General features: G+C 68.7%; 24 protein-coding genes. 3 read left to right on the forward strand and 21 right to left on the reverse strand.

The features are described 5' to 3' along the window. Positions 1-162: 162 nt before the first annotated feature. From PGH47_RS08350 to PGH47_RS08365, 4 genes are read right to left on the reverse strand one after another with little or no spacing between them, the layout of a single operon-like run. Positions 163-783 carry a GTP-binding protein gene (locus tag PGH47_RS08350; RefSeq protein WP_271662890.1) on the reverse strand — a complete coding sequence of 207 codons (621 nt, stop codon included), beginning with the start codon at positions 781-783 and terminating at the stop codon, positions 163-165. After that, complete coding sequence (locus PGH47_RS08355; RefSeq protein WP_271662891.1) at positions 764-1,171, reverse strand: DUF742 domain-containing protein; 408 nt, start codon at positions 1,169-1,171, stop codon at positions 764-766. Before PGH47_RS08355 ends, PGH47_RS08350 begins: the two co-directional genes overlap by 20 nt. Next, a complete protein-coding gene (locus PGH47_RS08360; RefSeq protein WP_030946521.1) occupies positions 1,168-1,575 on the reverse strand; it encodes a roadblock/LC7 domain-containing protein in 408 nt (135 codons plus the stop codon). The genes PGH47_RS08355 and PGH47_RS08360 overlap by 4 nt, the downstream gene beginning before the upstream one ends. Next, positions 1,572-3,164 (reverse strand): sensor histidine kinase, encoded by a 1,593-nt coding sequence (locus tag PGH47_RS08365; protein WP_271662892.1) that lies wholly within the window; start codon positions 3,162-3,164, stop codon positions 1,572-1,574. The genes PGH47_RS08360 and PGH47_RS08365 overlap by 4 nt, the downstream gene beginning before the upstream one ends. Positions 3,165-3,818: 654 nt before the next feature. Here PGH47_RS08365 and helR point away from each other — a divergent pair. Continuing rightward, positions 3,819-6,020 (forward strand): RNA polymerase recycling motor ATPase HelR, encoded by a 2,202-nt coding sequence (gene helR / locus PGH47_RS08370; protein WP_271662893.1) that lies wholly within the window; start codon positions 3,819-3,821, stop codon positions 6,018-6,020. Between the two features lie 82 nt (positions 6,021-6,102). On the opposite strand, the gene PGH47_RS08375 is transcribed toward helR, so the two are convergent. The 11 genes from PGH47_RS08375 to PGH47_RS08425 form a co-directional block, all read right to left on the reverse strand. Further along, entirely contained in the window at positions 6,103-8,952 is a 2,850-nt protein-coding gene (locus PGH47_RS08375) for a DEAD/DEAH box helicase (protein ID WP_271668009.1), read from the reverse strand. Positions 8,953-9,065: 113 nt separating this feature from the next. Then, on the reverse strand, positions 9,066-10,016 hold the full coding sequence (gene tatC, locus PGH47_RS08380) for a twin-arginine translocase subunit TatC (RefSeq protein WP_271662894.1): 951 nt from the start codon (positions 10,014-10,016) through the stop codon (positions 9,066-9,068). A 47-nt stretch (positions 10,017-10,063) separates the two neighbouring features. Beyond that, on the reverse strand, positions 10,064-10,357 hold the full coding sequence (gene tatA, locus PGH47_RS08385) for a Sec-independent protein translocase subunit TatA (RefSeq protein ID WP_030956493.1): 294 nt from the start codon (positions 10,355-10,357) through the stop codon (positions 10,064-10,066). A gap of 263 nt (positions 10,358-10,620) precedes the next feature. After that, entirely contained in the window at positions 10,621-10,815 is a 195-nt protein-coding gene (locus PGH47_RS08390) for a hypothetical protein (RefSeq protein WP_030956492.1), read from the reverse strand. Positions 10,816-10,835: 20 nt separating this feature from the next. After that, positions 10,836-11,135: a hypothetical protein gene (locus PGH47_RS08395; RefSeq protein ID WP_271662895.1), complete on the reverse strand. Its 300-nt coding sequence runs from the start codon at positions 11,133-11,135 to the stop codon at positions 10,836-10,838. Then, the gene (locus PGH47_RS08400; protein ID WP_271662896.1) at positions 11,132-12,172 is read right to left on the reverse strand and encodes a helix-turn-helix transcriptional regulator; all 1,041 of its coding nucleotides are present in this window, start codon (positions 12,170-12,172) and stop codon (positions 11,132-11,134) included. Before PGH47_RS08400 ends, PGH47_RS08395 begins: the two co-directional genes overlap by 4 nt. A gap of 19 nt (positions 12,173-12,191) precedes the next feature. Then, positions 12,192-13,145 (reverse strand): helix-turn-helix transcriptional regulator, encoded by a 954-nt coding sequence (locus PGH47_RS08405; RefSeq protein ID WP_093745397.1) that lies wholly within the window; start codon positions 13,143-13,145, stop codon positions 12,192-12,194. 155 nt (positions 13,146-13,300) lie between these two features. Continuing rightward, entirely contained in the window at positions 13,301-13,672 is a 372-nt protein-coding gene (locus tag PGH47_RS08410) for an FKBP-type peptidyl-prolyl cis-trans isomerase (RefSeq protein ID WP_126897226.1), read from the reverse strand. A 64-nt stretch (positions 13,673-13,736) separates the two neighbouring features. Beyond that, positions 13,737-14,741, reverse strand: a complete 1,005-nt coding sequence (locus PGH47_RS08415) for an FKBP-type peptidyl-prolyl cis-trans isomerase (RefSeq protein ID WP_271662897.1) — start codon at positions 14,739-14,741, stop codon at positions 13,737-13,739. 152 nt (positions 14,742-14,893) lie between these two features. After that, complete coding sequence (pafA, locus tag PGH47_RS08420) at positions 14,894-16,255, reverse strand: Pup--protein ligase (protein WP_030955459.1); 1,362 nt, start codon at positions 16,253-16,255, stop codon at positions 14,894-14,896. 9 nt (positions 16,256-16,264) lie between these two features. Continuing rightward, a complete protein-coding gene (locus PGH47_RS08425; RefSeq protein ID WP_271662898.1) occupies positions 16,265-17,524 on the reverse strand; it encodes an MFS transporter in 1,260 nt (419 codons plus the stop codon). Positions 17,525-17,622: 98 nt separating this feature from the next. On the opposite strand from PGH47_RS08425, the gene PGH47_RS08430 reads away from it, so the two are divergent. Next, positions 17,623-18,639: a LacI family DNA-binding transcriptional regulator gene (locus tag PGH47_RS08430; protein ID WP_271662899.1), complete on the forward strand. Its 1,017-nt coding sequence runs from the start codon at positions 17,623-17,625 to the stop codon at positions 18,637-18,639. A gap of 75 nt (positions 18,640-18,714) precedes the next feature. Here the strand turns inward: PGH47_RS08430 and prcA are convergent, their stop codons facing one another. The 6 genes from prcA to arc form a co-directional block, all read right to left on the reverse strand. After that, positions 18,715-19,485 carry a proteasome subunit alpha gene (gene prcA / locus PGH47_RS08435; RefSeq protein ID WP_271662900.1) on the reverse strand — a complete coding sequence of 257 codons (771 nt, stop codon included), beginning with the start codon at positions 19,483-19,485 and terminating at the stop codon, positions 18,715-18,717. Positions 19,486-19,545: 60 nt separating this feature from the next. Further along, positions 19,546-20,391, reverse strand: coding sequence for a proteasome subunit beta (gene prcB / locus PGH47_RS08440; RefSeq protein ID WP_037867770.1), 846 nt, complete (start codon positions 20,389-20,391; stop codon positions 19,546-19,548). After that, a complete protein-coding gene (locus PGH47_RS08445; protein WP_271668010.1) occupies positions 20,343-20,948 on the reverse strand; it encodes an endonuclease VII domain-containing protein in 606 nt (201 codons plus the stop codon). Before PGH47_RS08445 ends, prcB begins: the two co-directional genes overlap by 49 nt. A 50-nt stretch (positions 20,949-20,998) precedes the next feature. Next, positions 20,999-21,217 (reverse strand): ubiquitin-like protein Pup, encoded by a 219-nt coding sequence (locus tag PGH47_RS08450; protein ID WP_019757212.1) that lies wholly within the window; start codon positions 21,215-21,217, stop codon positions 20,999-21,001. A 199-nt stretch (positions 21,218-21,416) separates the two neighbouring features. Then, positions 21,417-22,928: a depupylase/deamidase Dop gene (gene dop, locus PGH47_RS08455; protein ID WP_365100936.1), complete on the reverse strand. Its 1,512-nt coding sequence runs from the start codon at positions 22,926-22,928 to the stop codon at positions 21,417-21,419. Between the two features lie 245 nt (positions 22,929-23,173). Then, positions 23,174-24,940: a proteasome ATPase gene (arc, locus tag PGH47_RS08460; RefSeq protein ID WP_093867001.1), complete on the reverse strand. Its 1,767-nt coding sequence runs from the start codon at positions 24,938-24,940 to the stop codon at positions 23,174-23,176. Positions 24,941-25,185: 245 nt separating this feature from the next. On the opposite strand from arc, the gene PGH47_RS08465 reads away from it, so the two are divergent. Beyond that, on the forward strand, positions 25,186-25,491 hold the full coding sequence (locus PGH47_RS08465) for a ferredoxin (protein WP_030955196.1): 306 nt from the start codon (positions 25,186-25,188) through the stop codon (positions 25,489-25,491). Positions 25,492-25,546 lie beyond the last annotated feature (55 nt).

Below are 25,546 nucleotides of genomic sequence, written 5' to 3' on the forward strand. Positions count from 1 at the left end.
AGGTAATGAGATCCGCCGGTTCGGGCGGTTGAACAAAGCCGAGGCCGAGGGGTAGTCGTATGCGCGCGGCTCAGGCAACGCGTATGCGGCTCATGGGACATGAGCGGGCCGTACGGCTCCGGGACGGGGGGAGGCAGCCGTACGGCTCGATCAATACGTGGCTCACACAGGCGCCTTCGCCGTAGCCAGCGCGTGCAGGAAGTGCATCAGCGTCATCAGGACGTCGCGGCTGGACGCCCGGCGGCGGACGTCGCATTCCACGATGGGGATCTCCTCGGACACGTCGAGCGCCGTACGGAGTTCGGAGACGGGGTAACGAGGCGCGTCCGGGAAGGTGTTGACGGCCACCACGAAGGGCACCCCGCGCTCCTCGAGTCGCCCGATGACGTCGAAGCTGACCTCGAGGCGGCGAGTGTCGACCAGCACGACCGCGCCCAGCGCGCCTTCGAACAACCCGTTCCACAGGAACCAGAAGCGCTCCTGGCCGGGAGTACCGAAGAGGTACAGCACGAGTTGCTCGGTGATGCTGATACGGCCGAAGTCCATCGCGACCGTCGTGGCCGTCTTGGTCGGCGAGCCGAAGTTGTCGTCGACGCCGATGCCGGCCTGCGTCATCGTCTCTTCGGTGGTCAGTGGCCTGATCTCGCTGACCGAGCCGACCATCGTCGTCTTGCCGACGCCGAAGCCGCCCACGATCACGATCTTGACCGCGGCCTCGGCCGTCTGCGGCAACTGGTCCTCGGTCCGGGGGCCGGGGACGGTGTCAGAGCCTTTGAAGTCCATGCATCACCGCTTCGAGGATTGAACGGTCGGCGACGGTCTGACGCACGATCGGGGCGCGTGCCGTCACCAGCCCGGCCGCCAGCATGTCGGTGAGCAGGACCGTGATCACGCTGAACGGAAGGTTGAGATAGGCCGAGAGTTCGGCCACGGACAGGGGGGTGGTGGTGAGCCGGAGTAACGCCGACTGCTCGGGCGTCGCGGCAGGCGGGGGGTCTGCGCGCGCCACGATCAGGGCGACGAGGTCGAGGTCGCCGTCGCGCTCGCCACCGTCCGGCCCGGCCACCACGAAGAGCCGCTCGGGGTTCTTCTGCTTCCCGGGCCCGGGAGGGGGAGGCGGGGAGGGCGGTTGCTCCTTGGGGTATCGCCGCCGGCGTTGCGGAGGAGTCATACGGTCTGGCCGTTGCGCCTGGGCGGACTGGTGAGATGGGCGCCGATACGGGCGACGAGGTCGGACATGCGGTTGCTCATCCGGCCGGGTTCGGCGAACGTGTCGGACAGCACGGCGAGATAGGCGTTGGCGCCGGCGGCCATCAGATAGAAATAGCCGCCGTTGATCTCGATGAGGACCATCTTCATCTTGCCGTCGCTCTTCGGGATCTCCGAGGCGACCGCGCTCGCCAGGCTCTGAAGTCCGGCGCAGGCCGCGGCGACTCGGTCGGCGGTGTCCGGGTCGCCGCCGTAGCGGGCGATGCGCAGTCCGTCCGCGGACAGCACCACGATCATCTGGATGCCCGGTACGCCGTCGTGGAGCTCCTTGAGCATCCAGTCGAAGTTGGCGCGCTGCTGGATCACTTGAGGTCCCCCTCGTCTTCGGCCTCGGCGCCGGCCGGTTGAGTTCGCGGTTGGAGTGTGAGCGGGTCGGGCTTGTCCTTGAGTCCGTCCCAGAACGCCTCGACCCAGGCTCCAGGCGCAGGCTCGTCCTTCATCGGCTCGGGCTCGGGCTCGGACGTGGGCGTCGACCAGATGGTCGGCCGTCCCTCTCGCTCGGCCTGCTCGATGGCCGCCTGCTCGGCGATGCGCTTGCTGAGCGGGGTCTTGACCCGGCTGCGGCGCTGGGGCAGCCCGCCCGGAGTCCATTCGGTGACGACCGGGACGTCGTCCTCCATGGAAGCCGCGGCGGCGATCTTCGGGCTGGTCGGGCGCCTCTTCTTGGGAGCGCGCTTGGGACCTTCGAGCGCATCGGGGTCGTCGGCCTTGGGCGCCGCCCCCGCTCCGATGCCATGGGCGAGTCCGGGCGCGGGCTCGCTGGTCATCATCTCGCGCGGCACGACGAGGACGGCGCGGACGCCGCCGTACGCGGACGACCGCAGCGAGACCTGCATCTTGTAGGCCGTGCAGAGGCGACCGACGACAGCCAGGCCCAGGCGTGGGGACTCCCCGAGGTCCTGGAGGTCGGTGCCCTGCTTGGCACGTTCGAGCATGCCCTCGACTCTGGCGCGGGCCTCCTCGCTCAGGCTGACACCGGCGTCCTCGATCTCGATCGCGACGCCGGTCTGCACCTCGGTCGCGGTGACGTGCACCTTGGTCTGCGGCGGCGAGTATCGGGTGGCGTTGTCGAGGAGTTCGGCCGCCGCGTGAATGATCGGTTCGACGGAGATGCCGGCGATGTTGACCTGGACGATGGAGTCCAGGCTGATGCGGCGGTACTCCAGGATCCGGGACATCGCGCCGCGCAGCACGCTGTACAGCGGGACGGGGTCGGGCCACTGGCGTCCGGGTCGGCCGCCGCCGAGCACGGAGATGGAGTCGGCGAGGCGGCCGATCAGCATGGTGCCGTGGTCGATGCGCAGGAGGTCGTCGAAGACCTCGGGGTTGCGCCCGTGGTCCTCCTCCATCTCGCGGAGTTCCACGGCCTGTTGGTGGACGATCGACTGGACGCGGCGGGCGATGTTGACGAAGGAGCGCTGGGCCGAGTCGCGCAGGGCTTCCTCGTGGTCGACGATGTCGAGCATCGACTTCACCAACTCGACCTGGGACGGGGCAAGTTGGTCGTAGGACGGGTCGAGCTCGGCTAGGTCTCGAATCACTTCGTGGGGTGAATTGCCACAGCGCAGCGAGTAGATCGCGGCGGGCGTGATCTCCGTGGCGAGGCGGGCCATCTCCTCGCCGTGGGCGGCTACGCGGCGTTCCAGATACGCGGTGTGACGGGCGTGCTCGGCCCGCGTGTCCCGCAGTGCGCGACCGCGGCGTACCGCTTCGGCCGCCGAGGCCAGCACCAGCAGCATGGCCACGGCACCGCACACACCGACGGCCGTCCGGGCCGGGTCCGCCACCAGGGCGACGGCGGCTCCGATCGCCGCGGCCATCACTATGGCCGGCAGCAACAGCACACGTGCGTAGGGGAGTTCACGGCGTCGGGGCGGGGATTGAACGCTCACCATGTGGGCCCTCTGAAACTGATCGGGTGGGTGTAGGGGGAGCTTGCAGCGGGGTACGTCATGGGTATGTCGGAATCTTCTGCGCGTTTGGGAACAAGCGCACGATTACACCTCAACTCGGTGCGCTGCGGGCGAGCTTAGTCCGACCGGATCATCGCTGTGTCATATTCAGCAAGCACCTGAAACGGGGTGTGCGGCAGCGGTACGCTCAGCCTCATTTATACGCTCAGATAACATTCGAACACGATCGGTAATGGCGTGAGAATGTTCGAAGGTCACTCGCCGTGAGGGGTGAAGATCGGGTTCCGCACCCGGGATCAAGTGATCAGCGAGCGATCAGCAGGCGATCAGCGGGAGATGTGACGCCGGTCCGGCGAAGGCCGACGAGAGGCGCGGCGCGCCTGGACCGCGGCGGGAGCCGCAAAGGGCGGCGGAAACAACAAGGGCAAGGAGCTTCTCCGCTCCCTGCCACTCTCAACTTATAGCGCACTGGGGGGCTTGCGGCAAGGCCCCCTCCATGCCGCAGAATCTCCGGCCGTAGGCCCACGACCTGCGGAAACGGGAGGCATACCAGTGCGTGCGTGTGATGTGGCTGCGGGCGCCGGGAGCGTCGCCGCACACGAGGTCCGCCGACGAGCGACTTACGGAGCCATAGCTTTGAACCCCCTCACCACCAGTGCCTTCGCCCTGCCCGAACGCCTCTCCCCCAAGGCCGATCCGGCGCTCGTCGCCGCCGACGAGCGGCACTTCGCCGCCATCGCCGAGTGCCTCGAACAGTCCATCGCCGAGCTGTCCGACCGTCTCGCCGCCGCACGCAAGGAACCGGGTGGCACCGGCCGGGAGGCGATGGACCGCGACAACGAGATCCACCGGCTCAGCGCCCGTCTGCGCACCCTGCGCCGCTTCGGCCTTGACCTGTGCCTGGGACACATGGTCGGCGCGGACAACCCCGAGCCGGTCTACGTGGGCCGCCTCGGCCTGACCGACAGCACGGGCCGCCGGCTGCTCGTCGACTGGCGCTCCCCCGCGGCCGAGCCGTTCTTCGGCGCCACCCACGGCAACCCGATGGGCCTGGCCGGCCGCCGCCGGTACCGCTGGACCGAGGGCCGGATCAGCGACTACTGGGACGAGGTGTTCACCCCGGACGGCTTCGCCGGGCATGCCGCGCTCGACGACCAGTCCGCGTTCATCGCGAGCCTGGCCGGCGACCGCTCCCCCAGGATGCGGGACGTGCTCGGCACGATCCAGGCCGACCAGGACGCCATCATCCGCGCCGGATCCCGCGGCGCACTCGTCGTCGACGGCGGCCCCGGCACGGGCAAGACCGTCGTCGCCCTGCACCGCTCCGCCTACCTGCTGTACTCCGACCCACGGCTCGACCAGCGCCGGGGCGGCGTCCTGTTCGTCGGTCCGCACCGGCCGTATCTGAGTTACGTCTCCGACGTCCTGCCGAGCCTCGGCGAGGAGGGCGTGCAGACCTGCATCCTGCGGGACCTGGTCCCCGAGGGGGCCGCGGCGACCGTCGAGCCCGACCCGGAGGTGGCCCGCCTGAAGTCGTCCGCGGACCTGGTGCGGGCGATCGAGAAGGCCGTCCGCTTCTACGAGGAGCCGCCCACCGAGACCATGACGGTCACGACCCACTGGTCCGACGTACGGCTGACCGCCCGCGACTGGGCCGTGGCGTTCGACGCGGCCGAGCCCGGTGTGCCGCACAACGAGGCCCGCGACCAGGTCTGGGAGGAACTGCTGACGATCCTGGTCGAGCAGCACGAGGAGGACGCCTCCGGCGACGACGGCGAGGTCTCCCCCGACCTGATCCGCAGGTCCCTGTCGCAGAACCGTGAGCTGCGCGGCGCCTTCGACCGCTCCTGGCCGTTGCTGGAGGCGACCGACCTGGTCGGGGACCTGTGGTCGGTGCCGGCATATCTGCGGATGTGCGCTCCCTGGCTCGACCGCGAGAAGGTGCGGCGGCTCCAGCGCGCGGACGCCCGGGCGTGGACGGTGTCCGACCTGCCGCTGCTGGACGCGGCACGGCAACGGCTCGGCGATCCGGAGGCCGCCCGCCGCAGGCGTCGGCACGCGGGCATCCTCGCCGCCCAGCGCGAGCGGATGACGCAGGTCGTCGACAACCTCATCGAGGCCACGGCGAACTCCGGTGCCGACGGCGACGAGGGCGAGGGCCTGGTGATCATGTTGCGCGGCCAGGACGCCCAGGTCAGTCTGGTCGACGAGGCCGAGCTGACCGACATCGCCCCGGACCGGCTCGCCGGCCCGTTCGCGCACATCGTCGTCGACGAGGCGCAGGAACTGACCGACGCGGAATGGCAGATGCTGCTCCAGCGCTGCCCGTCGCGCAGCTTCACCATCGTCGGCGACCGTGCCCAGGCCAGGCACGGTTTCACGGAGTCCTGGCAGGACCGCCTGGCCCGCATCGGCCTCGACCGGATCGAACTGGCCTCCCTCAACGTCAACTACCGCACCCCGGCGGAGATCATGACGGAGGCCGAACCTGTCATCCGAGCCGCGCTGCCGGACGCCAATGTACCGACGTCGATCCGCAGCGGAGGGCTCCCCGTCGTCCACGGATCGGTTTCGGAGCGGGACTCGATCCTCGACACCTGGCTCGCCGAACACACCGAGGGAATCGCCTGCGTCATCGGCGACCCCACGTTCCGCCCGACGGACCGGGTGCGGTCACTGACCCCCGAGCTGTCCAAGGGCCTGGAATTCGACCTGGTCGTCCTCATGAACCCGGAGAGGTTCGGCGAGGGCATCGAAGGAGCGGTGGACCACTATGTGGCGATGACCCGGGCAACCCGGCAACTGATCATCCTGACAGGCGCCGAGTGCACGGCCTAGGGGCGCGGGGCCGCATCGATATGCGGCCCCGCCGCGCGGGCGCGACCAGCCACAACGAACCCCGCGCCCGCCGGCAAACCCCTCACCCCACCGACGAGTAGGCGACAACCCCTCGCAGCAGCCCCTCAACAGCCTTACGCGCGCTCTTCCCCACGGTCGAGTCCGAAGGAGACGCCGCCGAGATCTGACCCAGCACATCGATCACCTGCTTGCACCACCGCACGAAGTCCCCGGCCGGCATCTCCGCCTCCCGCAGCACCTCGTCCAGCCCCTTGCCGCTGGCCCACATATAGGCGGCCCAGGCAAAGCCCAGATCCGGTTCACGCTGCCCGACGCCCTCGGTCTGGGTGATCCGGAAGTCCTCCTCCAGAGCATCCAGCCGGCCCCAGATCCGCACCATCTCACCCAGCGCGGCCTTGGCCTTGCCCGACGGCAGCTTCGGAGCCATCGCGTCGTCCCCGACCCGTGCCTCGTACACCAACGCCGAGACACAGGCGGCCAGTTCGGCAGGACCGAGGCCCTCCCACACCCGCTCGCGCAGGCACTCGCTGGCCAGCAGGTCGAGTTCGCCGTACAGCCGCGCGAGGCGCTTGCCGTGCTCGGTCACCTCGTCGCCGCGCAGATAGTCCAGCTCGGTCAGCAGCGCGACGATGCGGTCGAAGGTGCGCGCGATCGTGTTCGTGCGGCCTTCGATACGGCGCTCCAGCTGCGAGGTGTCCCGCAGCAGCCGGTGGTAGCGCTCGGCCCAACGGGCGTGGTCCTCACGGTCGTTGCAGCCGTGGCAGGGGTGCGCCCGCAGGGCCTTGCGCAGTCGGTCGATCTCCCGGTCGTCCGCGGCCTGGGAGCGCCGCTTGCGGTGCCGGTCGGGTGAGATGTGCCCGGCCTTGGTGCGCAGCGCGGACGCCAGGTCCCGACGGGACTGCGGGGAGCGCGGGTTGAAGGACTTCGGGATGCGCATCCGCTCCAGCGCCTCCACGGGCACCGGGAAGTCCATCGACGCCAGCCGCTTGACCTGCCGCTCGGCGGTCAGGACCAGCGGGCGCGGCCCGTCATGGTGCTCGAAGCCGCGGTGGCCGTTGGAACGGCCGGCCGGCAGACCCGGGTCGAGCACCAGCGCGAGCCCGGCGTACTTGCCGGTCGGCACATGGATGACGTCGCCCGGCTTGAGCTTCTCCAGCGCGACGGCGGCCTCCGCGCGGCGCTCCACCGCGCCCTGGCGGGCCAACTCGTTCTCGCGGTCCTTCAGTTCGCGGCGCAGCTGCGCGTACTCCTCGAAGTTCCCGAGGTGGCAGGTCATGGACTCCTTGTAGCCCTCCAGCCCCTCCTCGTTGCGCTGCACCTGGCGCGAGATCCCGACGACCGACTTGTCGGCCTGGAACTGCGCGAAGGACGTCTCCAGCAGTTCGCGCGAGCGGTGCCGCCCGAACTGCTCGACGAGGTTGACCGCCATGTTGTACGACGGCTTGAAGCTGGACCGCAGCGGATAGGTGCGCGTGCCGGCCAGACCCGCGAGGTGGTCCGGGCTCATGCCGCGCTGCCACAGCACGACGGCGTGTCCCTCGACATCGATGCCGCGGCGGCCCGCACGGCCGGTCAGCTGGGTGTACTCGCCCGGGGTGATGTCGGCGTGCTGCTCGCCGTTCCACTTGACGAGCTTCTCCAACACCACCGAACGCGCGGGCATGTTGATTCCGAGGGCGAGGGTCTCGGTGGCGAACACGGCCTTGACCAGGCCGCGGACGAACAGCTCCTCGACGACCTCCTTGAAGGTCGGCAGCATGCCCGCGTGGTGGGCGGCTATACCGCGCTCGAGACCCTCCAGCCACTCGTAATACCCGAGGACGTGCAGGTCCTCCGTCGGGATGGACGCGGTGCGCTCCTCGACGAGGGCACGCACCTTCTCCCGGGCCTCGTCGTCGTTCAGCCGCAGCCCCGCGTGCAGGCACTGCTGGACGGCGGCCTCGCAGGCGGCACGGCTGAAGATGAAGGTGATGGCGGGCAGCAGGCCCTCGGCGTCGAGGCGTTCGATGACTTCGGGCCGCCCGGGCGTCCACACCCGGGAGCGCTGTCTGCGCTCGCGCTCCCGGTCGGCCTCGCGCATGGCGCGGCCGCGTCTGCGGTCCTGGTAGGACGGCCGGGTCGCCTCCATGCGGGCCAGCCGTGTGAGGTCGGGGTTGACGGCCTTCTTGCTGCCCTCGCCCTCCTCGAACAGGTCGTACATCCGGCGTCCGGCGAGCACGTGCTGGAACAGCGGCACCGGCCGGTGCTCGGAGACGATGACCTCGGTGTCACCGCGGACGGTGTCGAGCCAGTCGCCGAACTCCTCGGCGTTGGACACGGTCGCCGACAGCGAGACGAGGGTGACCGACTCGGGAAGGTGAATGATCACCTCTTCCCATACTGCGCCGCGGAAGCGGTCGGAGAGGTAGTGCACCTCGTCCATGACCACGTAGCCGAGGCCGAGGAGGGTCTGGGACCCGGCGTACAGCATGTTCCGCAGCACCTCGGTGGTCATCACGACCACCGCGGCGTCGGGGTTGACGCTGTTGTCGCCGGTCAGCAGGCCGACCATGCCGTTGCCGTAACGGCGGCACAGGTCGGCGTACTTCTGGTTCGAGAGCGCCTTGATGGGGGTGGTGTAGAAGCACTTCTTGCCCTGCATCAGGGCGAGGTGGACGGCGAACTCGCCGACGATCGTCTTGCCGGAGCCGGTGGGCGCGGCCACCAGCACGCCCTTCCCCGTCTCGAGCGCCTGGCATGCCTCGATCTGGAAGGGGTCGAGGCCGAAGTCGTACATCTCGCGGAAGGAGGCGAGCGCGGTGGCCTGCTCGGCGGCGCGCCTGTGTGCTGCCGCATACCGCTCGGCCGGTGAGAGGTCCTCTGTCATCGTGCTTTCGAGCGTACCGGGCGCCACTGACAACAGGACGATCATTATCCGGATCGGCATCCGGCAAACCCGGGATCCGCGCAGCTCACGACCGCGAAGCGGAAGCGGCCGGGTGCGCCCCGTAGGCGTCCCGGCCGCTTCCCGCTGAGAGGCGTCTCTCAGGTGACGTCGTCGTAGCCGTTGACCCGCTCCGTGGTCGCCTGTTCGGGCAGCGCCCGGCTCGCGGAGACGGACTCGACCTCACCGATGTCCTCGGGGGTCAGATCGAGGTCGGAGGCCTCGTCGTCGTCGGGGCCCATGGCATCCCGGCGGCGCCTGCGGCGGTCGTTGAGCATGGAGACGGTGACGGCGGCGAAGTACAGGACCCAGATCGGTCCGGCGAGGGCCATCATCGTCAGCGGGTCGGTGCTCGGCGTGGCGATCGCCGCGAACACGGTGATGCCCATGATCATGCCGCGCCACCAGCCGAGCATGCGCTTGCCGGTGATCGCGCCCGTGAAGTTGAGCATCACGAGCAGCAGCGGCAGCTCGAAGGAGAGACCGAAGACGATCACCATGCGCGTGACGAGGTCGAGCAGATCGTCGAGCGGCAGCAGGTTGTCGACGCCGAACGGGGTGAACTCGATCAGCACGTCGGCGGTCTTCGGCAGCACCTTGTAGGCGAAGAAGGCGCCGGCGAGGAAGAGCGGGAAGCCGGTGCCGACGAAGGCGTAGGCGTACTTCCGCTCGTGCTTGTGCAGGCCGGGGGCGACGAAGGCCCACAGCTGGTACAACCAGACCGGTGCGGCGAGCACGACACCGGCCATCAGGGACACCTTGAGGGCCAGCGTGAACGGCGCGAGCAGGCCGTTGATGGTGATCTGCGCGCACGGATTCTCGTCGCGCGCCGTCTTGGCCAGTTCCTCGAACGACTTCGGGCAGCCGACCGACTCCAGGACCGGCTTGGTGAAGAAGTTGATGATCTCCTGATAGAAGAAGGCGGCGACGATCGTGATGATGACGATCGCGAGCAGCGCCTTCGCGAGCCGGTTGCGGAGCTCACGAAGGTGTTCCGCGAGGGGCATCCGCCCCTCGGGATCCTTCTCCTCTTTGCGGGCAGACTTCAGCAACCCACGTTCCCATCTCGTGCGGCGGGCCGGAGGTCACCGGCCCTGCGTCAGCGCTTGGTGGTGTCCGTCGGCTCGTTGACCGGGCGCGAGCTGGTCACGTCACCGGGGGAGGCCTGGATGATGCGCTGAGCCGGGGGCTGCTGGTCGTCACCGGCGTTGTTCGGCGGGTCGGCCGGGGCGGCGGACTTGTTGTCGTCCTTCATCGCCTTGGCCTCGCTCTTCAGGATCCGGGCGGACTTGCCGAGCGAGCGCGCCATGTCCGGAAGCTTCTTCGCGCCGAACAGCAGGATGATGACGACGAGGATGAGAATGATCTCGGGGGCTCCGAGCCTTCCGAACATAAGTCTTTACCTTCTCACCGAGGCGGCTGGGGTGGGATGCTGTCCGATCGGTCGGACATGTGTCCGAACGATCGTGTTGACAGCGATCGTAACGCTCAGGGGTAAACGAGAGGCAATCCCCGTGCGTACTACTCCCTGTCCGCGGTCCGGGCCTCGTTCTCCGACCCGCGACCAGCAGCGTACCTTTCCCCGATGCCAAGTTGACAGGGCGAAGTGGCCCAAAACGCATGCGGCACTGCACTCACACCCATTCCTTGGGGTGACTACAGGGAGTCCACGGCGCGGGCCGCGCTCATGCTCGCCCGCTCCAGGTCCTCGGCGGCCCTGCTGATGCGCTGTGCCGAGTCCGTCACCTGCCGGCCGAGTCGCTGAGCCTCCAGGAAGACCCGCACGGCGAGCACACCGAGGACGGCGAGACCCAGGAAACCCACAGCTACCGCGAACATCGGCCAGAACATGAGGGCGAGCCTAGACCGTCCTAGACCGTGGAGTGCAGCCGCAGGGTGCTGACACCGCCGCCGGTCAGCAGCTCGATGATCCGCTCGCCGGCGGGCTTGCGGACGGCGACGCCGCAGTCGGGGCAGGTGAAGGAGTAGAACGTCGTACGGCTGGTGGCGCCGATGGCGAGGCGCAGGGCGCTCGCGCCGAGCTCGAAGCGGCCTCGGCAGTCCGGGCAGCCGGCCCTGAACACCACCGGAGCCACGCTTCTCATCCCGGCGAACGCTGACGCCACCGTGATTCCCCGCACACCGGACCCGGACGTAGCCGACTCGCTCAAAGCCCTTGCTCCTGCCTGTCGCCCTGCCGCTCCTGAACCACACGCGTCCCGTGGGACTCCTGCACCTCGACCCCGTCGTACGCCGCGAGTGCCTCGCGGGCCGCCTGGCGGGCGCTGTCGGCCAGCTCGGGCGGCGACACGATGCGGCCGTCGCGGCCCAGCCGGAGCGCCAGGCGCCGCAGCGACGCCGGGTCGGGGGTACGCAAGGTGATACGCAGCCCGCCGTCCGCAAGCTCATCCGCGCTGTCGTGCGGGTAGTACTCGGCGACCCAGCGCCCGCCCGGACCGACCTCCACGACGACCTCCGGGTCCTCGGCCGCGGGCTGCACCAGCCCCTCGGACAGGTCCCGCAGCTCCACCTCGGGCGGCGCGGACGGCTCGTCGAGGATCTTGATCTCGGCGACCCGGTCGAGGCGGAAGGTGCGCCGGGCCTCGGAGCGCCGGCACCAGGCCTCGACGTAGGTGTGGCCGACGCTGACCAGGCGGATGGGGTCGATCTCGCGCTCGGTGACCTCGTCGCGGGCCGGTGAGTAGTAGCGGATCCAGAGCCGGCGCCGCTCGGAGATCGCCCGGTCGACGTCCGCGAAGACACCGCCCTCGGCCTCGAAGGTCACCGACAGCCGGGCACTCGCGCCGGCGGCCTCGCCCGAGGCGGTCTCCACCTTGGCGGTCGCCCGCAGCAGCGCCTGCCGGTCGCTCTCGCGCAGGCCGGGCAGTGTGGCCACCGCGCGGGCGGCCACCAGCAGCGCGGTCGCCTCGTCGGCGGCGATCCGCAGCGGCTCGGCCACGTCGTCGGGGTTGTGCCACCAGATGCGCTCGCCGTCGGTGTCGATGTCGAGGAGATCGCCGCCGCGGAAGCTGGTGCCGCACATGGGCAGCACATCGAGGTCGGAGACCAGTTCGTCCTCGGAGATCCCGAAGGCGCGCGCGACGTCCTCGACGCGGGCACCGGGACGCTCCTTCAGATACGTCACCAGCGAGAGCATCCGCCGGGTCTGGTCGATGGCGTTGACGGGCCTGACCGGTTTGCCTGCCACTGTCTCGCTCCGCTCCCCCTCAGCCCTTGGCCACGGCACGCAGCCGGTCCACGACGTCGGCCCGCAGTTCGGCGGGCTCCAGCACCACCACGTCCGGCCCGAACTCCACCAGCCAGGCATCCAGCCCGTGGCCGTACGGAATCTCCAACTCGTCCCATCCGTCGCCGAGTTCCCGAACCGCCGTGGCCTTCGCCCGAAGGGGGTACCCGGCGTCCGTGCGCAGCCGGATCAGCGCGGAGCGGTCGGCGTTCTCCCCCGCCCAGCTCGCGACGGTCTCCCGCACGGTGACGACGTCGGGGATCTCGGCGGTGAAGCGTCCGCTGCGGCTGCGCACCTTGCCGGTGATCCGGGACAGCCGGAACACCCGCTCCGCGCCGCGGTCGCGGTCCCAGCCCGCCAGATACCAGTGGCCGCGCCAGCACTCCAGCGCCCACGGCTCGACATGGCGCTGCTCGGGGCGGGCGGCGGTGGCCTTGCGGTAGTCGAAGACGACCGGCCGGCGGTCCCGGCAGGCGAGCATCAGCGGCTCGAACGCCGCTTCGTGCACGGGGATACGGGGCTCCAGCGCACCGTGCGCCTCGTACGGGTCGACGTCCTCCGGCAGTCCCGCGGCGCGCAGTTTCTGCAGGGCGCCGCTGGCCGCCCCCGCGAGCCGGGCCTGCTGCCACACCTTGGCGGCCAGGCCGAGCGCCGCGGCCTCCTCGGCGTCCAGGGTGATCGGCGGCAGCCGGTTGCTGTCGCGGCGGGCCAGGTAGCCGACCTCGCCGTCGAGGTTCTCCACGGTCTCGATGACCAGACCGAGTTCGCGCAGATCGTCCTTGTCGCGCTCGAACATGCGGTTGAAGGAGTCGTCGCTGCCCGCTTCGAGATAGGCCTCGATGGACTCACGCAGCTCACGCTTGCTCAGTGGCCGCCGCGTCCCGAGCAGACACAGCGCCAGGTTCATGAGCCGCTCGGCCTTGGCAATGGCCATCGACGCCCTTCGTCTTCCCTATGGTGCTTACGAGCGATGACCGTACCGCTCCGCAGTGGCGTGACAAAAGCCGAGGCCCATGCCCGCGCAGGCATGGGCCCCAGGTTGTCGGCTCCGGTCGTCCGCCGATCACAGGCGGCGATCGGATGCGACGATCAGACGCCGAGCAGGTCGACCACGAAGATCAGGGTCTCGCCGGGCTTGATCGCCGGGGTGGGGCTCTGGTTGCCGTAGGCGAGGTGCGCCGGGATGGTCAGCTGGCGACGGCCGCCGACCTTCATGCCCTGCACGCCCTGGTCCCAGCCCTTGATGACGCGGCCGCCGCCGAGCGGGAAGCGGAACGGCGTACCGCGGTTCCAGCTGGCGTCGAACTCCTCACCGGTGCTGAAGGCCACGCCCACGTAGTGGACGGTGACGGTCTGGCCCGCCTGCGCAACCTCGCCGTCGCCCTCCCAGAGGTCCTTGATCTCCAGGTCCTTCGGCGGCTCGCCGCCCGGGAAGTCGATCTCGGGCTTGTCGATGCTCACGTCTTACGCTCCATGCTCGTTGTGGAAAGGCAACGCACTCAGTCTTTCATCACGACCGCCGGACTCACATCTTGGCCAGGATGTCCACGGTGAAGACCAGCGTGGCGCCCTTCTCGATACCGCTGCCCTGCGGCGGGTTGTCGCCGTAGCCCAGGTCCGGCGGGATGACGATCAGCACGCGGCTGCCGACCTTCTTGCCCGTCAGACCCTGCGACCAGCCCTTGACGACCTGTGCGAGCGCGAACGACACCAGCTGCTTGTTGGCGTACGTCGAGTCGAATTCCTTGCCGTTGGACCACTGCACGCCCTTGTACTGCACGAGCACCGTGTTCTCGGCGGCCACCGCGTCGCCGTCGCCCTCGATGACGTAGTTCGCCACCAGCTTCTTCGGCGGATCCGTCTTGGGGATCTCGATGGAGGGGGCCTTGCCGTCGGTGTTGGTACCGGCCTTGGGCAGGTCCGCGTCGTTCTGGGCGACGGTCTTGCCCTTGGCGGAGCTCTTGGAGTTGAAGGAGTCCTCGATGTCGACCACGAACACCAGCGTGTCGGTGCCCTTGATCCCGGCCTGGGCGTTGCCCTCCTTGCCGTAACCCAGGTCCGGCGGGACGGCCATCTCGACGCGGCTGCCGACCTTCTTGCCGGCCAGGCCGTACCGCCAGCCGTCGATGATGCGGCCCTGGGAGAGCTGGATGAGCAGCGGGGTCTTACGGTCGTAGGAGTTGTCGAAGACCTTGGCCGTGGCCCAGATCTGGCCCAGGTAGTTCGCCTGGAGGTAGTCGTTCTCGGCGACCACCTTGCCGTTGCCCGCGATGACCGTCTTCACCGCGAGGTCCTTCGACGGCTCGCCCTCGCCCTTGGCGACCGTGGGCTTCTCGCCGAACTTCGTGCCCGCGGTGATCGCCGGCAGCGGACCGTCCACGATCTTCGGCGAGGGCGCGGCCGAGCCGTCCGGGTTCGACGGCGACGCGCTGTCGCTTCCCTGTCCGGAGTCCGATCCGTCGTCGTCACCGCATCCGGCGAGCGTGACCAGTCCTGCGGGAACAGCGATGAGAAGTGAGCGTCGGCGCACGGTGGGGGCCTCGTAATCGGTCGATCTTGTGGATGGCGTGCGCGCAACTCTACGGCGTGAGAAGGGCGCCGTACGGGAAACGTACGGCGCCCGTGTTGCGTTCCGGCCGGATGTGACCGCTGTGCGATGTCAGGCCGGTCGCAGCGAATGCCTCACATTCCGGCGATGAGTTTCTCCACCCGGTCGTCCACCGAACGGAACGGGTCCTTGCACAGGACGGTGCGCTGCGCCTGGTCGTTGAGCTTGAGGTGGACCCAGTCGACGGTGAAGTCGCGGCGCTGTTCCTGGGCCCTGCGGATGAAATCGCCGCGCAGCCGGGCCCGAGTGGTCTGCGGCGGGACGGACTTGCCTTCGAAGATCTTCAAGTCGTTGCAGATGCGCGCCGCTTGACCCTTTTTCTCCAGCAGGTAGTAGAGGCCACGACGCCGGTGGATGTCGTGGTAGGCGAGGTCTATCTGAGCGACCCGCGGATGCGACATGGTCATGTTGTGCTTGGCCCGGTACCGCTCGATGAGCTTGTACTTCATGACCCAGTCGATCTCGGTGCCGATGCGGTCGAGGTCCTCGGACTCGATCGAGTCCAGGGTGCGGCCCCACAGCTCCAGGACCTGCTCGACGGTGCCGGTGCGGATGCCTCGGCGCTCGCAGAAGTCCACGGCCTTCTCGTAGTACTCGCGCTGCACCTCGAGCGCGGAGGCCTCGCGGCCACTGGCCAGGCGCACCTTGCGCCGCCCTGTGATGTCGTGGCTGACCTCGCGGATCGCCCGGATGGGGTTCTCCAGGGTCAGGTCGCGCATCACGGTGCCCGCCTCGATCATGCGCAGCACCAGGTCGGTGGCGCCGACCTTGAGGAGCATGGTCGTCTCGGACATGTTCGAGTCGCCCACGATGACGTGGAGACGGCGGTAGCGCTCCGCGTCCGCGTGCGGTTCGTCGCGCGTGTTGATGATCGGCCGGGAGCGGGTCGTCGCCGAGGAGACGCCCTCCCAGATGTGCTCGGCCCGCTGGCTGACGCAGTACACCGCGCCCCGCGGGGTCTGCAGCACCTTGCCGGCGCCGCAGAGAAGCTGCCTGGTGACCAGGAACGGAATGAGGATGTCCGCGAGCCGGGAGAACTCTCCGTGGCGCGCCACGAGATAGTTCTCGTGGCAACCGTAGGAGTTGCCGGCCGAGTCGGTGTTGTTCTTGAAGAGGTAGACGTCGCCCGCGATTCCCTCCTCGTGCAGGCGTCGTTCGGCGTCCACCAGGAGTCCTTCGAGAATGCGCTCGCCCGCTTTGTCGTGGGTGACCAGTTCGGTCACGTTGTCACATTCCGGTGTGGCGTATTCCGGATGCGATCCCACGTCGAGATAGAGGCGGGCGCCGTTTCGCAGAAAGACATTGCTGCTGCGGCCCCATGACACGACACGGCGGAAGAGGTACCGCGCCACCTCGTCGGGAGACAGGCGGCGCTGTCCCCTGAACGTACATGTGACGCCGTACTCGTTCTCCAGCCCGAAAATGCGGCGGTCCATGACTGAACATTACGCCCGATCCCCCGAGCTGAAACGGGGTTCGACGGCACGGTTTGGATCATTTTCCGATGAAGCCGCAACCACCGCACCCCTGCCGGGAGCTGCGAGGACCCTTCCGGTGGCCAGCAGGACCAGCAATGACACCACCCCCGCGCCACCCGGCACGGCGAACCCCCAGAAGGCCCCGCCGGCCTCGACCACCGGCCCCGCGAGGCCCGTTCCGACGGACGCGCCCACGGTGAACGTGGTCACAAGCCAGGAGAACGCCTCGGTGACCGTGCCCTGCGGCGCGTGCCGGTCGACGAGCACGAAGGCGCACGCGATGCACGGCGCCAGGAACACCCCGGCGAGCACCGCGAGGAAGGTCATGGCGACCGCTCCCGGCATCAGCATCAGCGGCAGGTAACACACCGCCAGAAGGGCCACCAGCACCCGCAGTCGCCGCGCCGGCTCGCCGCCCCACTGCCGCGCCCCGTACGCCGTGCCGCCGATCAGGGCACCCAGCCCCAGCCCCGCCATCAGCCAGCCGTACACCACGTCGCCGCCGTGGTCGTCCGCGTACGACACCGCCGCCACCGCGATGGACCCCATGGCCACGCCGACGAACAGGAAGGCCCCGAGCAGCGCCAGCAGGCCCGGCGAGCGCAGTGCTCCCAGCCAGTGCGCCTCGCGCGGTGCCGAGCGCCACGCGCGCGAGGGCGGCGACACGACCACCGACAGGGCGCCCAGCACCCCGATGACGTTCAGCACGAGCAGCGCGGCCTGGGCCGACCACAGCGAGGCACACAGGGTCAGCAGCAACGGTCCCACGGTGAACATGACTTCCTGGGCCACCGCGTCCATGGCGTACGCGGTGTGCACCTGGCCCTCCTTGTGCAGGACCGAGCCCCACAGGGCCCGCAGACCGCCCTCCAGGGGCGGCGTGAAGAGTCCGGCCGCGGCCACCGCCGCGTAGGCGAGCGGCAGCGGGGATATACCCACGAAGGCGAACACGGCCATCGCCAGCGCCGAGGCGATCGCGGCGGGCAGCTGCACCCGCGGCTGGCCGTGCAGGTCCACGATGCGCCCCAGCACCGGCTGGCCGATCGCGTTGGCGACGCCGTACACGGCGGCCAGCGCGCCGGCGAGGCTGTAGGAGCCGCCCTCGGCGCGCACGAACAGCAGGATCGCGAGCGCGGCGACGGCGTTCGGCAGCCGCCCTATGAGGGTGCCGACGAGCAGCCGGGCGGCATGCCTCGCCCTGAGGATCTCCACGTATGCGCCGGTCATCGGCCGCGCCGCCCTCCGCTGAAGTTTTACGTATAACGTTCTTCGTCATACGTACCATGTGCGCTGTTCACGAGTCCAGGTGAAGGAGTAGGCGGACGGTGGCAAACGGCAGCACGCGCCCCACCAGCCGGGACGTCGCCCAGGCCGCGGGCGTCTCCCAGGCCGCGGTCTCCCTCGTCCTCGGCGACAAATGGCGCGGCCGCGTCTCCGCGGCCACGGCCGAACGCGTACGCGAGGCAGCCCGCGAGCTCGGCTACCGGCCCAACCTCGCGGCCCGCAACCTGCGCCTCGGCCACACCCGCACGGTACTCCTGGTGGTCCCGGCCCTCACCACGGAATTCTTCGCCGGCGTCTACACCGGCGCCGCCCGCGTGGCCGCCAGGCACGGCTTCGGCGTGGTCCTCTACCCCTCCCCCGAAGGCATCGGCCCCGCCCGCAACCCCTTCGCCTCCGCCCAGGCCGCCCTGGACGGCGTCATCGCCTCCTCCATGGCCGCCGACGCCCTCACCGCCATCCGCGGCGACCAGCTGCCCCTCGTCATGCTCGACAGCGACCCTGCGGGCAGCCTCGGCGGCGCGACCGTGAACCTGGACATCGCCGACGGCGTCCGTCAGGTCACCGAGCACCTGCTGGGCCTCGGCCACCGCCGCTTCCTGCACCTGGCGGCCGACATCGCGTCCTGGACGTTCGAAGTGCGCGCACACGAACTGGCCACCCGGCTCGCCGGGACGCCCGGCACCTCACTGCGGACCGTGCGCGCCCCCATCTCCATCGACGCGGCCCGCACCGCGGCCGAAACCGCGCTCGCCGCTCGGAGCCCCCGCCCCACCGCGATCATCTGCGACGACGACAAGCTCGCCGCCGGCGCCTACAAGGCCGTACGGCGCCTGGGCCTGCGCATCCCCGACGACATCTCCGTCACCGGCCTCGACGACCTCGCCCTCGCCACCGCCATCGACCCCGAACTCACCACCGTCCGGCTGGACGCGGAACTGTTCGGCGAGCGCGGTATGCAGGCCCTCCTGGCGGTCCTGGAAGGCCGCGAGCCGGAAGAGGGCGACATTCCGGTCCAGCTCGTCGTACGAGGCTCCACAGCGCCGCCCAGCGTCTTCTGACGGCCCCCGGACACGCCCTGTGCCCCGGCCGAGGGTCGGCCGGGGCACAGTACGGGCGGGGTTGAGCGGGTCGGGCTACTCCTCGGAAGTGCCGGACTCCTCGGAGGACTCGTCGTCGGCGGCGCTCTCGGCCTCGGTGGCCGCTCCGCCGGCCTCGAGGAGCCGGTCGAGCTGACGCCCGACGATGCGCTTGAACTTGCGCGACTGCGGACGCGTACGGTCCAGCACCGCGACCTCCAGGCGCTCCGCGGGGATCTCCCGCTGAGTGCCGTTCGACTCGCGTGACAGTGCCTGCACGGCCAGCTTCAGCGCCTCGGCGAGGGTCATGCCGTCCTGATGGCGCTGGTCCAGGTAGTTGCTGATCAGTTCCGCGTTGCCGCCGACCGCGACCGAGCCGTGCTCGTCCACGATCGATCCGTCGTGCGGCAGCCGGTAGATCTGGTCGCCCTCGGGCGTCGCGCCGACCTCGGCGACGACCAGCTCCACCTCGTACGGCTTCTCGGCCGCGGAGGAGAAGATCGTGCCCAGCGTCTGGGCGTAGACGTTGGCCAGACCGCGGGCGGTCACGTCGTCACGGTCATAGGTGTAACCACGGAGGTCGGCGTACCGCACGCCGCCGATCCGCAGGTTCTCGTACTCGTTGTACTTGCCGGCCGCCGCGAAGCCGATGCGGTCGTAGATCTCGCTGAACTTGTGCAGCGCACGGGACGGGTTCTCGCCGACGAACACGATGCCGTCGGCGTACTGGAGCACGACCAGGCTGCGACCACGCGCGATGCCCTTGCGGGCGTACTCCGCCCGGTCGGCCATGGCCTGCTGGGGTGAGACATAGAACGGCGTCGACACCGGTTATCCGTCCCTTTCTGTCGAAGTCACAGGATCACCTTGATAAGACGGAACCCGCGCCTACAGCAGCGCGGCCCGCGGGCCGTCGGGCTGCTCCAGACGCCGCTCCAGGATCGAGCGGGCGATCTCGGAGGACTCGTCGTCGCCCAGCCGGCGGAAGCCGTCCTCGGTGATCACGGTGACGATCGGGTAGATCCGGCGGGCGACATCGGGACCACCGGTCGCCGAGTCGTCGTCGGCCGCGTCGTACAGGGCCTGCACCACGAGCGTCGTGGCGTCGGCCTCGCTCAGATCATCACGGAAGAGCTTCTTCATGGCGCCACGCGCGAAGATCGAACCGGAGCCGGTGGCGGCGAAGCCGTGCTCCTCGGAACGGCCACCGGTGACGTCGTAGGAGAAGATCCGGCCCCTCTCCCGGTCCACGTCGTACCCGGCGAAGAGCGGCACCACGGCCAGCCCCTGCATGGCCATGCCGAGGTTGGACCGGATCATGGTCGACAGCCGGTTCGCCTTGCCCTCCAGCGACAGCTGGGCGCCCTCGACCTTCTCGAAGTGCTCCAGCTCCAGCTGGAAGAGCTTGACCATCTCGACGGCCAGACCGGCCGTACCGGCGATGCCGACGGCCGAGTACTCGTCGGCGGGGAACACCTTCTCGATGTCGCGCTGCGCGATGACGTTGCCCATGGTGGCGCGGCGGTCACCGGCGAGGACGACGCCTCCGGGGAACGTGACGGCGACGATGGTCGTGCCGTGCGGCGCCTCGATCACGCCCTGCGTGGGCGGGAGTTGACGCTTGCCGGGCAGCAGCTCCGGCTGGTGGTCGGAGAGAAAGTCCATGAAGGAGGACGACCCAGGCGTCAGGAAGGCAGCTGGTAGACGCCCGGTGCTACGAGTGTTGGCTTCCACGCGATTCCTTCCACGTAAGCAGCAGCCCGCCTTATGACGTCGGGCCGATCCTTGAATTGCCCCAGTGCAGCGTTGCAGCTGAAGCACAGTACGCCACGGACCCTACCCGTCTCGTGGCAGTGATCCACGTGCTCAGGCAAAGCTGCCAAACATATGCAGCAGACGCCTCCTTGAGAGGCAACCAACTCGTCGCGATCGGCTTCGGTGATGCCGTACTGGCGCTTCAGGTGGCCCTGCCGCCCCTGGACAGCACGGCAGGCCTTGCACCGTGTCGACAGACCGTCGGACGCACTGGCGTTGCGATGCCACTCGCTGTGCGGCTTGACCTCACCACACGTCCGACAGATCTTGTGCCCGGCCGGGACGTCCACCTTCTCCCGTACCGACTTGCCCAGGGCCTCTCGGCGGTGCCGGTAGTGCGCTGCGCTGTACTCCGCCACGCACTCCCGACACCTCACCTGAAGGCCATCACACCGGTTCTTGTCCCGTGCGAATGCCTCAAGAGACAAGTCGCGCTTGCAACCCCTGCACTGCTTCGCGTTCGGATCCCCAGCCACCCTCACCCCCCGCGACCTTCGATCCGAAGGCAAAAGCGGCCAGAATTCCTTTACTGGCCACCTTTTTGCACGAATGAGCGCACGAAATCCTCGGCATTTTCCTCGAGTACGTCGTCGATCTCGTCCAGAACCGAGTCCACGTCGTCGCTCAGCTTCTCCTGGCGCTCCTTGAGGTCCTCGGAGGCCTGCGTCTCCGCAGCCTGCTCCTCGACCTCCTCCGTGGAGCGCGTGGCCTTCTGCTGTCCGCCGCCGGTGTCCTTGGTTGCCATATCCCTCACCCCGCTCGTGTCGCCCGACATGTTCGGCAGGTCGGCTTTCCTGCCGATCGGTGATGATCAGACCCTACAAGCCGGGTCTGACATCGGCCCCGCAGTTTCTCCAACGTACGGGGGCCACCTCGATGATTCCCGGACGCCGGGTTTTCCACCCTGCCCGGCCGACCCCCGGCCGGGCGGGCCCGGAGGCCGATCAGCTGCCTGACAGGACCCTGACCAGGTCTTCTGCGGTCCGGCAGCGGTCCAGAAGCTCCTTGACGTGATTTCGCGTTCCGCGAAGCGGTTCGAGGGTTGGAACCCGCTGGAGGGAGTCGCGGCCCGGGAGATCGAAGATGACCGAGTCCCAGGAGGCCGCGGCGACGTCGTCGGCGTATTGCTCCAGGCAGCGGCCCCGGAAGTAGGCCCGGGTGTCCTCCGGAGGCTTCACCTGCGCCCGCTCCACGGTCTCCTCGTCCAGGAGGCGCTTGATGCGTCCGCGGGCCACCAGACGGTTGTAGAGGCCCTTCTCGGGGCGTACGTCGGCGTACTGGAGGTCGACCAGGTGCAGCCTGGCCGCGTCCCAGTCGAGGTCGTCGCGGCGGCGGTAGCCCTCCATGAGCTCCCGCTTGGCGACCCAGTCGAGCTCGCCCGAGAGGCTCATCGGGTCGCGTTCGAGCCGGTTCAGGGTGTCCTCCCAGCGGGCCAGGACGTCCTTGGTCTGCTCGTCGGCGTCCGCGCCGAAGCGCTCCTCGACGTATTTGCGGGACAGCTCGTAGTACTCCATCTGGAGCTGCACCGCGGTGAGTGTCCGGCCGCTGCGGAGGGTGACCAGGCGCTTGAGGGACGGGTCGTGCGAGACCTGGTGCAGTGTGCGTACGGGCTGGTCGACGGCCAGGTCCACCGCGATGAAGCCGTCCTCGATCATGGACAGGACCAGGGCCGTCGTGCCCAGCTTGAGGTAGGTCGAGATCTCGGAGAGGTTGGCGTCACCGATGATCACGTGGAGCCGGCGGTACTTCTCCGCGTCGGCGTGGGGCTCGTCGCGGGTGTTGATGATCGGGCGCTTCAGGGTGGTCTCGAGCCCTACCTCGACCTCGAAGTAGTCCGCGCGCTGACTGAGCTGGAAGCCGTGTTCGTGGCCGTCCTGACCGATGCCCACGCGGCCCGCTCCGGCGAAGACCTGCCGGGAGACGAAGAAGGGCGTGAGGTGGCGCACGATGTCCGAGAAGGCGGTCTCCCGCTTCATCAGGTAGTTCTCGTGCGTGCCGTAGGAGGCGCCCTTGTTGTCGGTGTTGTTCTTGTAGAGGTGGATGGGCTGGGCGCCGGGAAGCTGGGCGGCCCGCTCGGCGGCCTCGGCCATGATGCGCTCGCCGGCCTTGTCCCACAGGACGGCGTCGCGCGGATTGGTGACCTCGGGCGAGCTGTACTCGGGGTGCGCATGGTCGACGTAGAGCCGCGCTCCGTTGGTGAGGATCACGTTCGCGAGGCCGATGTCCTCGTCGGTGAGCTGGCTGGCGTCGGCGGCCTCACGGGCGAGGTCGAATCCCCGCGCGTCCCGCAGCGGGTTCTCCTCCTCGAAGTCCCAGCGGGCCCGGCGGGCCCGGTGCATCGCCGCCGCGTAGGCATTGACGATCTGGGATGAGGTGAGCATGGCATTGGCGTTGGGGTGGCCGGGGACGGAGATCCCGTACTCCGTCTCGATGCCCATTACTCGCCGTACGGTCATGCGGCCCTCCTTGCCCGGCGGCACCCTCGGTCGTGGGCGCCGCACAAGTACCGCTGGCGCTCGGTTGCGTGTGCGGTGCCCGTCCCCGCACTGCGCGACTCGGCGGTACGGAAGAGCCTAGAGCGCCTTTGCCCTGGTGGGGAGATCATTTGCGTCATTGCCTTGCACGCCTTGTGTTCCGGTTGTGGCCGGAAAAACAGTGGGCTGCGGGTACCCGATGAGGGCACCCGCAGCCGCCCTGGTTTTTACAGGTACTGTCCGGTGTTGGCCACCGTGTCGATGGAGCGTCCGGTGTCGGCGCCCTGCTTTCCGGTGATCAGGGTGCGGATGTAGACGATCCGCTCGCCCTTCTTTCCGGAGATCCGGGCCCAGTCGTCCGGGTTGGTGGTGTTGGGCAGGTCCTCGTTCTCCTTGAACTCGTCCACGCATGCCTGGAGCAGGTGGGAGACGCGGAGGCCCTTCTGCTTGTGCTCGAGGAAGTCCTTGATCGCCATCTTCTTGGCGCGGCCCACGATGTTCTCGATCATGGCACCTGAATTGAAGTCCTTGAAGTAGAGGACTTCTTTGTCGCCATTGGCGTAGGTGACTTCCAGGAAGCGGTTCTCCTCGGATTCGGCGTACATCTGCTCGACGGCGGTCTGGATCATGCTCTGGACCGTCATGGCCTTGTCGCCGCTGTGCTCGCCGACGTCCTCGGGGTGGAGCGGGAGACGCTGGGTGAGGTACTTGCCGAAGATGTCCTTGGCGGCCTCGGCGTCGGGACGCTCGATCTTGATCTTCACGTCCAGGCGGCCGGGGCGCAGGATGGCCGGGTCGATCATGTCCTCCCGGTTGGAGGCACCGATCACGACCACGTTCTGCAGGCCCTCCACACCGTCGATCTCGGCGAGCAGCTGCGGGACGATGGTGTTCTCCACGTCCGAGCTGACACCGGAGCCACGGGTGCGGAACAGGGACTCCATCTCGTCGAAGAAGACGATGACGGGCGTGCCCTCGGAGGCCTTCTCACGCGCACGCTGGAAGACGAGGCGGATCTGCCGCTCGGTCTCGCCGACGTACTTGTTCAGCAGCTCCGGACCCTTGATGTTGAGGAAGAAGCTCTTGCCCGCGGCCACGCCGGTGACTTCGGCGACCTTCTTCGCCAGCGAGTTGGCGACGGCCTTGGCGATGAGCGTCTTTCCGCATCCGGGCGGCCCGTAGAGCAGGACGCCCTTGGGCGGGCGCAGTTCGTGCTCCTTGAACAGGTCCGGGTAGAGGTACGGCAACTCGACGGCGTCGCGGATGGCCTCGATCTGACCGCCCAGGCCACCGATCTGCTCGTAGCCGATGTCGGGAACCTCTTCGAGGACGAGCTCCTCGACCTCGCTCTTCGGAACGATCTCGTAAACATAACCGGAACGGGGTTCGAGCAGCAGGGCGTCGCCGGGGCGGATGTTCACGCCGCGCAGCGGCTCGGCGAGCCGTACCACCCGCTCCTCGTCGGTGTGCCCGAGCACCAGGGCGCGTTCGCCGTCCTCGAGGATCTCCTTGAGGGTGACGATGTCCCCGACGCTCTCGAATTCCATGGCCTCGACCACGTTGAGGGCTTCGTTGAGCATCAGTTCCTGGCCGCGCCGGAGGTCGTCGAGTTCGACGCTCGGGCTGACATTCACGCGGAGTTTGCGTCCTCCGGTGAAGATGTCGGCGGTGCCGTCCTCATTGGCTTGCAGGAAGACACCGAAGCCGGCCGGCGGCTGTGCGAGCCGGTCGACCTCTTCCTTGAGGGCCACGATCTGGTCTCGGGCCTCACGGAGCGTGTTCGCCAGCCGCTCGTTCTGGGCGGACACGCCGGCCAGGTTCGTCTGCAACTCGACGATCCGCTCTTCGAGAATCCTCGTGTGTCGCGGAGAGTCGGCGAGCTTGCGTCGCAGGACGGCGATCTCCTGCTCAAGGTAGGCAATCTGCCCGGCCGGGTCGTCGGACCCTCGTCCCGGGCGGATGCCGCGGTTCATGTCGTCGTCGTGGGCTGCCACGGTCCTCACCTCCTCCAAGGGGAGCTGGACGCTTCCAGACCCTACCTGGGTGGGTGTCGATTGAAACCCCTAGATCACAAAGACGGTCGGGGTGTGTCCGATCTTCACCCTTGCGCTCTCCCTCACGCCAGGGGAATACCCACCGGACATGATTGGAACCCAGTCGAAGGTAGGGTCGAAGCGTTCAACACCCGTCAGAGCTGGCCGGATTCCCGTTCGGCTCGGCGCAGCGAGCGGTAGGAGAGATGAGCGTGGAGCGGACGGCCGGGGTCGAGGGTGAGGCACTGGAGGTCTGGATCGATCAGGATCTCTGTACCGGCGACGGCATCTGTGCCCAGTATGCGCCCGAGGTGTTCGAGCTGGACATCGACGGTCTGGCCTATGTGAAGAGCTCCGAGGACGAGCTCTTGCAGGCCAAGGGGGCCACAACGCCCGTACCCCTGCCGCTTCTCACGGATGTCGTGGACTCGGCGAAGGAGTGCCCGGGCGACTGCATCCATGTGCGTCGCGTTTCGGACAAGGTCGAGGTGTTCGGCCCGGACGCCGAGTGACCTTTCGTTCACGGGGTGTTACGACTGTCTGATTTCTCACAACTCTCCGTGGCGA

Source organism: Streptomyces sp. HUAS 31 (assembly GCF_028198125.1).
Classification (GTDB): domain Bacteria; phylum Actinomycetota; class Actinomycetes; order Streptomycetales; family Streptomycetaceae; genus Streptomyces; species Streptomyces chartreusis.

What these genes read in the sequence shown, in the direction of transcription:
- PGH47_RS08350 (WP_271662890.1), bottom strand. Translation starts at nt 783, where the DNA reads ATGGACTTCAAAGGCTCTGACACCGTCCCCGGCCCCCGGACCGAGGAC.
- PGH47_RS08355 (WP_271662891.1), bottom strand. Translation starts at nt 1,171, where the DNA reads ATGACTCCTCCGCAACGCCGGCGGCGATACCCCAAGGAGCAACCGCCC.
- PGH47_RS08365 (WP_271662892.1), bottom strand. Translation starts at nt 3,164, where the DNA reads ATGGTGAGCGTTCAATCCCCGCCCCGACGCCGTGAACTCCCCTACGCA.
- PGH47_RS08375 (WP_271668009.1), bottom strand. Translation starts at nt 8,952, where the DNA reads ATGATCGTCCTGTTGTCAGTGGCGCCCGGTACGCTCGAAAGCACGATG.
- tatA (WP_030956493.1), bottom strand. Translation starts at nt 10,357, where the DNA reads ATGTTCGGAAGGCTCGGAGCCCCCGAGATCATTCTCATCCTCGTCGTC.
- PGH47_RS08390 (WP_030956492.1), bottom strand. Translation starts at nt 10,815, where the DNA reads ATGTTCTGGCCGATGTTCGCGGTAGCTGTGGGTTTCCTGGGTCTCGCC.
- PGH47_RS08405 (WP_093745397.1), bottom strand. Translation starts at nt 13,145, where the DNA reads ATGGCCATTGCCAAGGCCGAGCGGCTCATGAACCTGGCGCTGTGTCTG.
- pafA (WP_030955459.1), bottom strand. Translation starts at nt 16,255, where the DNA reads ATGGACCGCCGCATTTTCGGGCTGGAGAACGAGTACGGCGTCACATGT.
- PGH47_RS08425 (WP_271662898.1), bottom strand. Translation starts at nt 17,524, where the DNA reads ATGACCGGCGCATACGTGGAGATCCTCAGGGCGAGGCATGCCGCCCGG.
- PGH47_RS08450 (WP_019757212.1), bottom strand. Translation starts at nt 21,217, where the DNA reads ATGGCAACCAAGGACACCGGCGGCGGACAGCAGAAGGCCACGCGCTCC.
- dop (WP_365100936.1), bottom strand. Translation starts at nt 22,928, where the DNA reads ATGACCGTACGGCGAGTAATGGGCATCGAGACGGAGTACGGGATCTCC.
- PGH47_RS08465 (WP_030955196.1), top strand. Translation starts at nt 25,186, where the DNA reads ATGAGCGTGGAGCGGACGGCCGGGGTCGAGGGTGAGGCACTGGAGGTC.